Here is a 13,407-nt window from a genome sequence, read left to right as displayed (position 1 = left end):
ATGAGACGCAGACCGAGCGCCGGGCTCGCGGCCGGCCTGATATCCGCGACGATGCTGCTGGGGCTGGTGAGCACCGACACGAGCTTCGCCGCGTCCTCGCCCGCGCCCAGCGTGCAGGCGGCCCAGGCGACCCAGGAGGACAAGAGGTTCGCCGCCCAGGAGATCGGCGTGCTGGCCACCCCGGAGCTGCTGATCCTGACCGACCGGAACTTCGTGTTCGCCCTGTGGGAACGGGCGAAGGGGACCGAGGTGCGCGCCTCCGCCCAGCTGGCCTACGGCGGCGACCTCTCGCAGAGCACCCAGTGGATCAAAACCGGCATCTACCAGGCGAACGCGCTGGACCAGGCCAACAAGAAACGGGACGACGACGCGGCCAAGGCCGCGCAGGAGGCCAAGGAGAAGGCCGCACTGGTCATCGGCATCACGGCGACGCCGGAACTGTGGATGCTGAACGACAAGGAGTTCGCCTTCGCCATCTACCAGCGGGCGAGCGGCCCCAAGGTCAAAGCCGCGGCCTTGGCCGCGTACAACGGTTCGGCGGCCGACCAGCAGGCGTTCATCCTCACCGGCATCAGTACGGCGTGGGCACAGGACCGGCAGGACGCCATCGACGCGGACACCGCGACCAGCGAAGAGCAGAAGAGGGTCCTGAAGGCGCAGGCGGCCCGCCGTCGGGCGGGCGCCGTGGTGGCGATGGAGCCCACCGCGGGCCAGCTGATCGAACCGGACCGGAACTTCGTGCTCGACCTGTACAACGCGGCGAAACCCGGCAGTGAGATCGCCGCCGCGGCACTGCGCGCCGCGCGCAGCACCGATCCGGCGGCGCGAACCCGCTACATCGAAACCGGGATCCACGAGGCGGACGAAAAGGACTGGAACACCTGGCTCAAGAAGAAGGCGGACGCCGATCGGCGGCTCGTCTTCGAGCTCCGGACCAGGGCGGAGCAGAGCGGGGTGCATCCGGCGCTGGTCACGGCGGCGGACACGGCGCTGGCCGGCAGCGACGACGACGTCGACGTCTTCCTGCGGCTGGGACAGTACGAGGACGCCGTGCTGACCCAGTCGCTGGGATCGACCAGCCCGGGCACCCAGGGCTGGTACATCCGGGGGGAGATCGACGCGGTGATCGGCCCCGGCGCCGGGGCCGACGCCACCTGGCGGGTCGTGCCGGGCAAGGCCGACCAGTTGTGCCACTCGTTCGAGTCGGTGACCCACCCCGAGCACTATCTGCGCCAGCAGGATCTGAAGGTGGTCGTCGCGCCGTCGGACGGCACCGACCGGTTCCGGGCCGACGCGACCTGGTGCACCAAGCCCAGCCCGGACGGCGGCGGCGTCTCCCTGGAATCCTTCACCCAGCGGGGACGGCTGCTCCGCCACTACAGCGGCCGGCTGTGGGCGGCCGACCAGAGCGGCCGGCACGACTACGACACGCCGGCGTCGTACGGCCCCGACGTCACCTGGCGGGCGACAGGGCCCACCACGCGTTGACTCGAAGACGACCGTGGGTGGCCCGGGTGGTTCGCACGGCGGCATCACGTCGGCGGGGCTGGGCGGAAGGTGCGCTCAGCCCCGTGCCGTGTGCGGCCCGGCGGCCCCGAGCCGCCTGCCGATGGCCGCCAGCACCGGTTCCAGTACCTCCAGCCCCTCGGTGCCGGCGCACTCGGTGACCCCGGCGCCGACGACGTCGAAGCCCACCAGCGCGTCGATCGCGGCGACCAGTTCGGCGATCGAGAGCCCGTCCGGTTCGGGGTAGTTGAGGCCGCCGAACTCGCCGGGATCCAGGATGTCGAGGTCGACGTGCAGGTAGACGTGCTCGGCGCCGCGCAGCGCGGCCGCGAGGGCGGCGGCGTCGGTGGCGTCCGGGACCACGGTGACCAGGCCACTCTCCGCGGCTTCCCGCTCGGGGTCGTCGAAGGACCGGGTCCCGGCGAGCACCGCGCGGCCACGCTCCAGCGCCGGGTTCGCCGCGAAGTCCGGATCGCCCTCGCCGAGCAGCGACCGCAGGACCATCCCGTGGTAGGCGCCCGAGGGCGAGGACCGCGCGGTGTTGAGGTCCGGGTGCGCGTCGAACCAGAGGACGCCGAGCCCCGGCCCGTACCGGTACCGCGCGACGCCGATCGGGACCAGTTCGGTGCCACAGTCCCCGCCGACGGTCAGCACCGGGCCGCCGGGCGCCTCCAGCGCGGCCAGCTGCGCCGGACGGTTCGCGAGCAGGACCTCGCGGTTGGCGATCCCGCCGGCCACCGGGGAGGTCTCCCCGCTCTGCCGAACATGGCACACCGGCCGGCCGAGCACCCGCCCGGCCAGTTCGGCGAGCGCCGCACACCCCTCGGGAAGCTCCTGGGCGCGCGGGCCGAGTGCGCCCTGCCACTGCGGAACCGCGTTGATGAGCATGCGGTCAAGCTACTCGTGACCGGTCGCGCCGCCTAGGTACCGCGAGCACCCCAATGTGGCATTGGGTGCGTCCAACGCACCCAATGTGGCGTTCGGTGCGTCCAACGCACCGAACGCCACATTGGGGCGCATGACCGCCGGGAATCCAGGGCTCCCGAGCGATCCGGGCTCATTCCAGGACGAGCAGCAGATCCCCGCCTTCGACCTGCTGCACGGCGGTGATCGCCAGCCGGGCGACCTTCCCGCCACCCGCCGCGGTGATCGAGGCCTCCATCTTCATCGCCTCGATGGTCGCGACCGTGGCACCGGCCTCGACGACGTCGCCCTCGGCGACCTGCAACGTGACCACCCCGGCGAACGGCGCGGCGACCTGCTTCGGGTTGCCCTTCTCGGCCTTCTCGGTCGCCGGGATGTCGGAGGCCACCGAGGCGTCGCGGACCGAGATCGGCCGGAGCTGGCCGTTGAGCGAGGCCATCACCGTGCGCATGCCGCGCTCGTCCGCCTCGCCGATCGCCTCCAGCTCGATGAGCAGCCGGACACCCTGCTCCAGGTCGACCGAGTACTCCTCGCCCGGCCGCAGACCGTAGAAGAAGTCCTTGCTGGGCAGCACGCTGGTGTCGCCGTACTGCGCGCGGTGCGCCTCGAACTCCTTGGTCGGCCCGGGGAACAGCAGCCGGTTGAGCGTCCGGCGGCGTTCGTTCGCCAGTCCTTCACGGTCCTCTTCGGACAGTCCGGCCACCGGTTTGGCCTCGGCGCGGCCCGCCAGCGCCTTGGTGCGGAACGGCTCCGGCCAGCCACCCGGCGGGTCGCCGAGTTCGCCGCGCAGGAAGCCGATCACCGAGTCCGGGATGTCGAACCTGTTCGGCTCCTGTTCGAAGTCCTCCGGCGAAACCCCGGCGCCGACCAGGTGCAGCGCGAGGTCACCGACCACCTTGGACGAGGGCGTGACCTTGACGAGGTGACCGAGGATGCGGTCGGCCGCGGCGTACATCGCCTCGATGTCCTCGAAGCGGTCGCCGAGCCCGAGCGCGATGGCCTGGGTCCGCAGGTTCGACAGCTGACCGCCGGGGATCTCGTGGTGGTACACCCGACCGGTCGGCGAGGCGAGGCCCGCCTCGAACGGCGCGTAGATCTTGCGCACGCTCTCCCAGTACGGCTCCAGCTCGCCGATGGCCTGCAGGTCGAGACCGGTGACGCGGTCCGAGTGGTCCGTACCGGCCACGATGGACGACAGCGAGGGCTGCGAGGTCGTGCCTGCCATCGACGACACCGCGCCGTCCACCGCGTCCGCGCCCGCGCCGATCGCGGCGAGGTAGGTGGCCAGCTGGCCACCGGCGGTGTCGTGCGTGTGGATGTGCACCGGCAGGTCGAACTCCTTGCGCAGCGCGGAAACCAGCCGGACCGCGGCGGGCGCGCGGAGCAGGCCCGCCATGTCCTTCACCGCCAGCACGTGCGCGCCTGCGCCCACGATCTGCTCGGCCAGCTTCAGGTAGTAGTCCAATGTGTACAGCTGCTCGCCGGGGTCGGACAGGTCCGAGGTGTAGCACAGCGCCACCTCGGCCACGGCCGTGCCGGTCTCCCGCACCGCTTCGATCGCGGGCCGCATCTGCTCGACGTCGTTGAGCGCGTCGAAGATGCGGAAGATGTCGATCCCGGTCGCGGTGGCCTCCTCGACGAAGGCGGTGGTCACCTCGGTCGGATAAGGCGTGTAGCCCACGGTGTTGCGGCCGCGCAGCAGCATCTGGAGGCAGATGTTCGGCACCGCCTCGCGCAGCTTCGCCAGCCGCTCCCACGGGTCCTCGGCGAGGAAGCGCAGTGCGACGTCGTAGGTGGCACCGCCCCAGCATTCCAGCGACAGCAGCTGCGGCAGGGTGTTCGCGACCACCGGGGCGACCGCGAGGAGGTCCTTGCTGCGTACCCGGGTGGCCAGCAGCGACTGGTGCGCGTCGCGGAAGGTGGTGTCGGTGACGCCGACGAGCGGGGATTCCCGCAGCCAGCCCGCGAATCCGGCGGGGCCGAGCTCGGCCAGCTTCTGCTTCGACCCGGCCGGTGGCACCGCATCCTTGGCGAGGCGGGGCAGCTTGAGCTGCGGGTCGAGGGTGCGGGGCCGCTCGCCGTGCGGCTTGTTGACCGTCCGGTCCGCGAGGTAGGTGAGCAGCCGGGTGCCGCGGTCGGCGGAGTGTCGCGCGGTGAGCAGGTGCGGCCGCTGTTCGATGAACGACGTGGTGACGCGACCGGCGCGGAAGTCCGGATCGTCGAGCACCGCCTGCAGGAACGGGATGTTCGTGGCCACGCCGCGGATGCGGAACTCGGCGACCGCGCGACGGGCGCGGCCCACCGCGGTCTTGAAGTCGCGGCCCCGGCAGGTCAGCTTGACCAGCAGCGAGTCGAAGTGCGCGCTGATCTCCGTGCCGGAGAACGCCGTCCCGCCGTCGAGCCGGATGCCGGAGCCGCCTGGCGACCGGTAGGCGCTGATCATCCCGGTGTCCGGGCGGAAACCGTTGGCCGGGTCCTCGGTGGTGATCCGGCACTGCAGCGCCGCGCCGCGCAGGTAGACACGGTCCTGGGACAGGCCGAGGTCCGCGAGGGTCTCCCCGGAGGCGATGCGCAGCTGCGACTGCACCAGGTCGACGTCGGTGACCTCCTCGGTCACCGTGTGCTCGACCTGGATGCGCGGGTTCATCTCGATGAACACGTGGTTGCCGTCGCGGTCGAGCAGGAACTCGACGGTCCCGGCGTTGCGGTAGCCGATCTGACGGGCGAACTTCACCGCGTCGGCGCAGATGCGGTCGCGCAGGTCCGGGTCGAGGTTCGGCGCCGGGGCCAGCTCGACCACCTTCTGGTGCCGCCGCTGTACCGAACAGTCCCGCTCGTACAGGTGAATCACGTTGCCCGCGCCGTCGGCGAGGATCTGCACCTCGATGTGCCGGGGCTCGACGACGGCCTTCTCCAGGAACACCGTCGGATCGCCGAACGCCGACTCGGCCTCGCGCGCGGCCGCCTCGATGGATTCCCGCAGCTGCGCGGGATCCTCGACGCGGCGCATCCCGCGGCCACCGCCACCGGCGACGGCCTTGACGAACACCGGGAAACCGAGTTCCCCGGCCGCCTCGACGAGCTCGTCGACGTCGGACGAGGGCGCGGAGGACCCGAGCACCGGCACCCCGGCCTCGCGCGCGGCCTTGACCGCGCGGGCCTTGTTACCGGTCAGTTCGAGGATTTCGGCGCTGGGGCCGACGAAGGTGATCCCCGCTTCCTCGCACGCGCGCGCGAGGTCGGGGTTCTCGGACAGGAAGCCGTAGCCCGGGTAGACGGCGTCGGCACCGGCCTTCTTGGCTGCGTTGACGATCTCGCCCACCGAGAGGTAGGCGCGGACCGGATGCCCCGGCTCGCCGATCTCGTAGGCCTCGTCGGCCTTGAGCCGGTGCAGCGAGTTGCGGTCCTCGTGCGGGAACACGGCGACGGTTCCCGCGCCGAGTTCGTACCCGGCGCGGAACGCGCGGATGGCGATCTCGCCCCGGTTGGCGACCAGCACCTTGCGGAACATGCCCGGTCCTTCCGTTTACGGTGGGATGCAGGTGACGCACGTTACCGGGGTAGCCCAGTGGGCGGGAGGCGTCGCCCAGGTGATGGACGTCATGACGCACCGAACGTGGTCTTCCGACCGCACCGGGGTACCCGGCGGGGTCAGGACGCCGGGTCGGTGAACAGCAGCAGGTTCGGGGTACCCGACGGCACGCCGCCGAGGGCGTTCTTCGTCGCGGCGGCCACCAGTCCGTCGGCGACCTGGGCGGCGGTCGCCTGCGGGTGCCGGGCGCGGTAGAGCGCGGCGGCGCCGGCCACGAACGCGGCCGACATCGACGTGCCGGTGATCGGCCCCGCGCCCTGTCCGCCCGCGATCGGGCCGGGGATGTCGACGCCCGGCGCGTAGAGGTCCACGGTCGAGCCGAAGTTCGACCTCGGCGAGGCGCCGTCCCGGACGTCGCTGCCCGCCACGGTCAGCGCCTCGGTCACCCGCGCGGGCGAGTAGGCGCTGGCGTCGGAGCCGGACCCACCCGCGGGCACGGCCACCGGGACCACCCCGGCGAGCGCGCGGACGGCGTCGTCGAGCTGGTCGTTGGGCGCGCCGCCGAGCCCCAGCACCGCCACCGCGGGCTGGCGGGCGTTCTGCCGGACCCAGTCGATCCCGGCGATGATCTTGCCGGTCTCCCCGCCGCCGTTCTTGTCGATCACCCGGACCGGGACGATCCGCGCCTTCTTGGCGACCCCGAACGTCGTGCCCGCCGCGACCCCGGCCAGACGGGTGCCGTGGCCGTTGCCGTCGGTGGTGTCGGTACCCGTGCCGTCGCCGAGGAAGTCCCGGCCCTGCTCGACCCGGCCCCCGAAGTCGGGGTGTTTGGCGTCGACGCCGCTGTCGATCACGTACACCGTGACGTTCTCGGCCTCGGTGGCGTAGCGGTAGTTCCGGTCGAGCCCGGAGCGCTGGTCGATCCGGTCGAGCCCCCAGCTCGGCGGGTTCGGCTGGCCGCCGCCCGCGGCGATCGCGGGCACCTGCCCCGCCGCCGTCAGCACGAGCGCCACCATCGCCACGGAAAGACCACGTCGCAGAGTCATGTCTGCGTGGTATCGCGCGTGTGGCGGCACCGGCAACTCGGCACCGGCCATGTCGCCCGAACGGTTGACGCCGGTCGGCTCACCCCGCCGGGACGTTCCCGCTGACCGACATCCGCGGCAGGTGGACGAGCGCGTCGAAGGCGGCGGCGACGTCGACCGGGGTGGTCATGTGCGCGTGCCGGATGCTCGTGGGCCCCGGCTTCCCGGCGGCGCGGTGGGCGCGGAGATCGACGAGGCACGGGCCGCTCTCGGCGAGCGCCGCCTCGACGCTGTCCTCGGCGGGCGAATCCAGCTCCTGCGCGAAGACACGGAAGCCGAGGCGGGTGCCCTCCTGCGGGGCGAGACCGGTGGTCACCCCGGTCGCGGCGGTGACCCCGAGCGCGAAGTAGTCGTCCCCGAACTCCTCGGCCAGCAACATCCCGGCGGGCGGGAACGCCATCCCGGGCAGCGCGGCGAACGGCGTGCGCTGCAAATGTCCATTGTGGAGCATGAGGAGGATCTTGGCGTCGGAGCGTTCCCGCAGCAGGCGCACCGTGGCGGCCATGTATGTGTCGCGCGAGGAGCTCCCCAGCGCCGACGCGGCACCGGACATCATCGCGTTCACCTCGCGCAGGTGCAGATCGACCCGCAGCGCCCCGGCGACGTGGTGCCGGGCCTCGGCGAAGGCCTCGCTGCCACCACGTTGCCGGTAGACCGGGGCGAGTGCGTCGAGGTGCGCGGCGAGCACGGACAACGCGGCCGTCGCGGCGTCGCGCCCTGGCGTGTCAACGTTCTTGTAGCGCTCCATCGCGACGGCGTTGCTCGCCCCGGCGTAGGGCTTCACCGCCGCCACCGCGGCGTCCACAAGGGCCACCGCGGACGCGTCGATCTCGGCGAGGTAGGCGCGGACGGCGTCGAGCGCGGGCACCGGCGAGCCACCCGAACCCGGCACGTCCAGCCCCGTGAAGCGGACACCGCCGCGCTCCCGCAGCCAGGTCAGCAGGTCCTGCGTCTCGGGCGCGTCGCCGAGACTGAAGGTGAACCCGTCCCGGCCGACGTCGGCGACCTCACCCGGCGCGCCCTGGAGCCAGGCGTCGACGAGATGTCCTTCCGGGAAGCCGGATTCCCAGCCGAGCACGGTGAAGCCGCGATGCTCCACGAGGTACCGGGCGAGCTTGGCCCGCAGCAGCCCGAACTCGTGGCTATGGTGGTTGTTCTCGCCGATCGCGACGATGCTCGCGGCGCCGATGAGATCGGCGATCGGGGTCACGTCGTCCGTCGACAGTGGAGTGACGAAGTCCAGGGCTGGCATACTGGGCACACTAACGCAACGGGAGTAGCGGTTGGCAACGGACTTTTCTGACGCGGAACAGCCGGGCACCCAGCGGCCCGGCGGGCGCACCGAGCGCACCCGGCTCGCCGTCCTGCACGCCACCCTGGCCCTGCTCGCCGAGCACGGCTACGGCGAACTGACCGTGGACGCGGTCGCCGAACGCTCCGGCGTGCACCGGACCACCGTGTACCGCCGCTGGAAATCCGCCGAGGGCCTCGTCGCGGCGGCGTTCCACCTCGGCACCGAGGACGACTGGACCGCGCCCGACACCGGCTCGCTCGCCGGCGACCTGTACGAGATGCTGGCCGAGCTCGTCGGCTACTTCACCACCCCGGGCATGCGGGAACTGCCGACGGCGTCGATTCTCGCGGCGTTCCAGTCGGAGCTGGCGGCCGAGGCACTGCACTCCTTCTACGTGGACCGGCACGCGCGCTGCGCCGTGCTCACCACCCGCGCGATCGCCCGTGGCGAGGCACCCGCCGGAACCTCGCCCGACGAGGTCATCCGGGCCGCGAGCGGCCCGATCTTCTACCGCCTGTTCATCTCGCGCGAATCCCTCGGCCTCGCCGACGCCCGCCTCGCCGCCCGCGCCACCGCGGCCGCCGCTGCCGCCGGAGTCTTCGTCCCCGCCTGACCTCTCACCGTGGTCCGTGAATGCCACATTGAGGGACTCTGAGTCCCTCAATGTGGCATTCACGGACCGCTGAAGGAAGGTCAGGGCAGCGGGCGCCGGTAGCCGACGACGGGCAGGGCGACGCCGTGCATTTCCTCGGTTTTCGTGGCGCCGTCGGGTTTCCACCCCGCGCTTTCGTAGAAGCCGCGGGCCCGGGTGTTCGTGTCCAGCACCCACAACATCGCCTCGCGGTGCCCCGCGGCCGACAGGTGCCGCACGGCCTCGCCGAGCAGGAGACCGCCCCAGCCACGGCCCCACCGCTCCGGATCGACGTACAGCGCGTACAGCTGCCCACCGGAGGCGTCCCCGGCGGGGCCGAAGCCGGCGAACCCGCCCAGCCAGCCGTCCGCTTCGAGCACGACCACGGTCCCCTTCCGCTCCGCCGCGCCGAGGATCTCCTCCCACCGCCGCGCACTGTCCAGCATGGACAGTCCACTCAGGACGTCGGGAGGAACGTCCCCGGCGTAGGCCACCCGCCACGAGGCCACGTGCAGGGCCCCGATCGCGGTGGCGTCGGAGACCGTCGCTTCGCGGAGCACCGGCTCGGCCACGACATCAGCTCTTTTCCAGGTATTCGACCCGGTCCTGATCCACCACGTCGGCGATCAGGCGCGCCAGGCCGGGGAACTTCTTCAGCTCCGGATCCTGTTCGACGAACGCCTGCGCGCACGTCCGCGCGTCGGCGATCACCTCTTCGTCCCGCAGCAGCGAAAGCAGCTTGAGCGTCGACCGCTTCCCGGACTGCGCCGCGCCGAGGATGTCCCCCTCGCGCCGCAGCTCGAGATCCAGCCGCGACAGCTCGAAACCGTCCGTTGTGGACTCGACGGCGGCCAGCCGCTCCCGCGTCGACGTGCCGTCCAGCGTCTCGGTCACCAGCAGGCACAGGCCGGGGACGCTCCCCCGGCCGACCCGGCCCCGCAGCTGGTGCAGCTGGCTGACCCCGAACCGGTCCGCGTCCATGATCACCATCGCGGTCGCGTTCGGCACGTTCACGCCGACCTCGATCACCGTCGTGGCCACCAGCACGTCCAGCTCGGCCGCGGCGAACGCCCGCATCACGGTGTCCTTCTCGTCGGCGGGCATCCGCCCGTGCAGCACCCCGACCCGCAGGCCCTTCAGCGGCCCGTGTTCCAGCTCCGGCGCCACGTCGAGCACCGCCACCGGTGGCCGCTCCGTCTTGTCCGACGGCGGTTCGTCCCCGATCCGCGGGCACACCACGTAGGCCTGGTGCCCCTTGCCGACCTCCTCGCGGACCCGCTGCCAAGCGCGGTCCAGCCACGCGGGTTTCTCCGCGACCGGCACCACGGACGTCTTGATCGGCGAGCGGCCCACCGGCATCTGCCGCAGCGCGGAGGTCTCCAGATCGCCGTACACCGTCATCGCGACCGTGCGCGGGATCGGCGTCGCGGTCATCACCAGCACGTGCGGGCTCGTCCCCTCGGCCCCACGCGACCGCAGCGCGTCCCGCTGTTCGACGCCGAAGCGGTGCTGCTCGTCGACCACGACCAGCCCCAGCTCCGCGAACGACACGGAGTCCTGGATCAGCGCGTGCGTGCCGACGACGATGCCCGCCTCCCCGCTGATCGTCTCCAGCAACGCCTTCTTGCGTTCCTTCGCCCCCATCGACCCGGTCAGCAGCGTGACGCGCGTGGCGTTCTCCGCCCCGCCCAGCTCCCCCGCCTGCGCGAGGTCACCGAGCATGTCCCGCAGCGAACGCGCGTGCTGCGCGGCGAGCACCTCGGTCGGCGCCAGCATCGCGGCCTGCCGCCCGGAGTCGACCACCTGCAACATCGCCCGCAGCGCCACCACGGTCTTCCCGCTGCCGACCTCGCCCTGCAGCAACCGGTTCATCGGATGCTCGGTCGCCAGGTCGGCGGCGATCTCGTCGCCGATCTCCCGCTGCCCGTCGGTCAGCTCGAACGGCAGCCGCTTGTCGAAGGCGTCCAGGATCCCGCCGTCGGTGTGCGGGGACGCCTTCGCCGGGCGCGAGACCGCGGAATGCCTGCGCTGCGCGAAAATCAGCTGCACCGCCATGGCCTCGTCCCACTTGAGCCGCTGCCGCGCGCTCTCCAGCGCCGCCCAGCTTTCGGGCCGGTGGATGCCGCGCAGCGCGGGCTCCAGCCCGGTCAGGCCGTACCGCTTCAGCAGCTCGGCGGGCATCGGGTCCTCGTCGACCTCGAGCACGTCGAGCACCTGCCGCACGCACTTCTCGATCGACCACGAGGGCATCCCCGCCGCCGCGGGATACACCGGGATGATCGCGCCGGCGAAGTTGTCGACGGCTTCGGCCTCGTTTTCCGGCTCCAGCAACTGGTATTCCGGGTTCGCCAGCTGCAGGGTGTCGCGGAAGGCGGTGACCTTGCCGGAGAACAGGCCCGTCTTGCCGGGTGCCAGCTCCTTCTCCCGCCACGCCTGGTTGAAGAACGCGCACGCCAGACGGCGTTTCCCGTCGGTGATCACCATGTCGAGGATGGTGCCACGCCGCGACTTCATCGTGCGCTTGCTCACCCGCTCGATCCGCGCCAGCACGGTCGCGTGCTCGCCGAGTTCGAGCCCGGCGATGTCCGTGAGCTCACCCCGCTCGGCGTAGCGGCGCGGATAGTGCCGCAGCAGATCACTGACCGTCTCGATGCTCAACGCCGTCGACAGCGCCTTCGCCGTCTTGGCGCCCAGCAGCAACGGAAGCTTGTCGCGCAGCCCTGCCATGCCTACTCAACCCCCATCAGCAGCACGGCGTCCGCCTGACCACTGGCATAACTCGTCAACTCCACCTCGGGATGCTCCGCCCGCAACCGCTCGGCCAGCTCCGCCCCGACACCCGGCGGGACGTCCGCGCCGGTCAGCACGGTGACCAGTTCACCGCCAACCGCCAGCATCCGGCCCAGCACCTCGAGCGCGGCCGTGACGAGATCGGCGCCGGCACCACCCGCGGGCTCGATGAGCACCACCTCGCCGTCGACCAGGCCGATCAGATCACCGGACTGGGCCCGGCCCACCCAGGTTAGCGACTCCTCCAGCGCGATCCGCAGCTCGCCGCGCCTGGTCGCCGCCGCCGCCTCGGCCATCGCGACCACGTCGTCGTTCGTGCGCCGCGCCGGATCGTGCACCGCCAGCGCGGCCAGCACCTGCACCGGCGAGGCACACGGGATCACCACGACGTCCCGGTCCGCGGCCATCGCGTGCCCGGCCGCCGCGTCCGCCGCCGCGGTCAGCTCGGCGCCACCGGGAAGCACCGTGACATGCCGTCCGGCGGCCTCGTTGAGCAGGCCGATCATCTCCTCGACACTCGGCGTCGTCCCGGAGGGCACCGCCAGCACCGCGACGCCCTCCGCGCGCAGCACCTCGGCGAGCGCGCCGCCGTGGACGACCACCACCACCGTGCGGTCGAGGCCGCCGCCCGGTTCGATCGGCGTGGGCGTGAGGAGCGGTTCGACCCGGACGCGGCGGGGCCTGCCCAGCTCCAGCCCCGCCTCGATCGCGGCACCGATGTCCGCGCAGTGCACGTGGACGGCGTGCCCGCCCGCGCCGTCCCCCGCCACCGTGACGCTGTCCCCGAGCCCGCTCAGCTCCTTGCGCAACGCGGGCAGCCGCGCCTCGTCGACGCCGTCGAGCAGGTACATCACTTCCCACGCGTACGGGGCCTCGCCCGGCACGGGGGCGGCGATCGCCTCCAGCGCGTGTTCGTGTTCGGTGGCGGTGCCGGTGATCACCCCGGCGAGCGCGTCGAGCACCGCGACCAGCCCGCGCCCGCCCGCGTCGACCACCCCGGCCTTCGCCAGCGCGGGCAACTGCTTCGGGGTCTCCTCCAGCGCGGCCGCCGCCGCCCCGGCCGCCGCCGTCGCGACCCCGGCGAGGTCCGCGCGGCCACCGGCACAGCCGCGGACGGCGGCCGCCACCGCGTGCAGCACGGTGATCATGGTCCCGGCCACCGGGCGGCTCACCGCGCCGGTCGCGACCGCGTCGGCGTGCGCCAGCGCCGCGGCCAGCCCCGGCCCGTCCAGCTCCCCGCCGTCCGCCGCCCAGTCCGCCAGCCCCCGCACCACCTGCGAGATGATCACCCCGGAGTTCCCGCGCGCGGCCGCGACCGCGCCCCGCGCGAGCACGCTCAGCGCCTCGGCCACGGTCGAAGGCGCGGCGGCCGCCAGCTCGTGCTGGGCACCGGTCATCGTGTGCAGCAGATTGGACCCCGTGTCGGAGTCCGCCACCGGGTAGACGTTGATGCCGTTGATCGCCGGCCGCAGCCCGTCGAGACTGTGCACACACGCCGCCGACCAGGCCGACACCGCCGCCACGTCCAGCACCCGCACCCGTAACCTCCTAGCTGGTCCCCGCGAGGGTAGCGACCCGGTGCGGAGGCCCCGGAAACCACTGGTTACTATGGACGAGTTGCCCAGGCGTATCTGGGCCGTATTTT

General features: G+C 72.3%; 9 protein-coding genes. 2 read left to right on the top strand and 7 right to left on the bottom strand.

Annotation, left to right across the window (positions count from 1 at the left end):
- Positions 1 to 1,488 (top strand): AbfB domain-containing protein, encoded by a 1,488-nt coding sequence (locus ABD987_RS09000; RefSeq protein ID WP_345389069.1) that lies wholly within the window; start codon positions 1 to 3, stop codon positions 1,486 to 1,488.
- 75 nt (positions 1,489 to 1,563) lie between these two features.
- Here ABD987_RS09000 and ABD987_RS08995 read toward each other — a convergent pair whose 3' ends face one another.
- The 4 genes from ABD987_RS08995 to ABD987_RS08980 form a co-directional block, all read right to left on the bottom strand.
- On the bottom strand, positions 1,564 to 2,394 hold the full coding sequence (locus ABD987_RS08995; protein ID WP_345389067.1) for an arginase family protein: 831 nt from the start codon (positions 2,392 to 2,394) through the stop codon (positions 1,564 to 1,566).
- 169 nt (positions 2,395 to 2,563) lie between these two features.
- Positions 2,564 to 5,941 carry a pyruvate carboxylase gene (locus ABD987_RS08990; RefSeq protein WP_345389065.1) on the bottom strand — a complete coding sequence of 1,126 codons (3,378 nt, stop codon included), beginning with the start codon at positions 5,939 to 5,941 and terminating at the stop codon, positions 2,564 to 2,566.
- 140 nt (positions 5,942 to 6,081) lie between these two features.
- On the bottom strand, positions 6,082 to 7,008 hold the full coding sequence (locus tag ABD987_RS08985; RefSeq protein WP_345389063.1) for a S8 family peptidase: 927 nt from the start codon (positions 7,006 to 7,008) through the stop codon (positions 6,082 to 6,084).
- Between the two features lie 79 nt (positions 7,009 to 7,087).
- Entirely contained in the window at positions 7,088 to 8,299 is a 1,212-nt protein-coding gene (locus tag ABD987_RS08980; protein ID WP_345389061.1) for an erythromycin esterase family protein, read from the bottom strand.
- 31 nt (positions 8,300 to 8,330) lie between these two features.
- Between ABD987_RS08980 and ABD987_RS08975 the strand changes: the two genes are divergently transcribed.
- The gene (locus ABD987_RS08975; RefSeq protein WP_345389059.1) at positions 8,331 to 8,954 is read left to right on the top strand and encodes a TetR/AcrR family transcriptional regulator; all 624 of its coding nucleotides are present in this window, start codon (positions 8,331 to 8,333) and stop codon (positions 8,952 to 8,954) included.
- An 80-nt stretch (positions 8,955 to 9,034) separates the two neighbouring features.
- Here the strand turns inward: ABD987_RS08975 and ABD987_RS08970 are convergent, their stop codons facing one another.
- From ABD987_RS08970 to ABD987_RS08960, 3 genes are read right to left on the bottom strand one after another with little or no spacing between them, the layout of a single operon-like run.
- A complete protein-coding gene (locus ABD987_RS08970; RefSeq protein WP_345389057.1) occupies positions 9,035 to 9,544 on the bottom strand; it encodes a GNAT family N-acetyltransferase in 510 nt (169 codons plus the stop codon).
- A gap of 4 nt (positions 9,545 to 9,548) precedes the next feature.
- Positions 9,549 to 11,699 (bottom strand): ATP-dependent DNA helicase RecG, encoded by a 2,151-nt coding sequence (gene recG / locus ABD987_RS08965; protein WP_345389055.1) that lies wholly within the window; start codon positions 11,697 to 11,699, stop codon positions 9,549 to 9,551.
- Between the two features lie 2 nt (positions 11,700 to 11,701).
- Entirely contained in the window at positions 11,702 to 13,300 is a 1,599-nt protein-coding gene (locus tag ABD987_RS08960; RefSeq protein ID WP_345389053.1) for a DAK2 domain-containing protein, read from the bottom strand.
- Between the last annotated feature and the right edge of the window lie 107 nt (positions 13,301 to 13,407).

It is taken from the genome of Amycolatopsis samaneae (assembly GCF_039541975.1).
Classification (GTDB): Bacteria; Actinomycetota; Actinomycetes; order Mycobacteriales; family Pseudonocardiaceae; genus Amycolatopsis; species Amycolatopsis samaneae.
The sequence above is the reverse complement of the archived record's forward strand: the minus strand, read 5'-3'. Positions and strand labels throughout refer to the sequence as shown.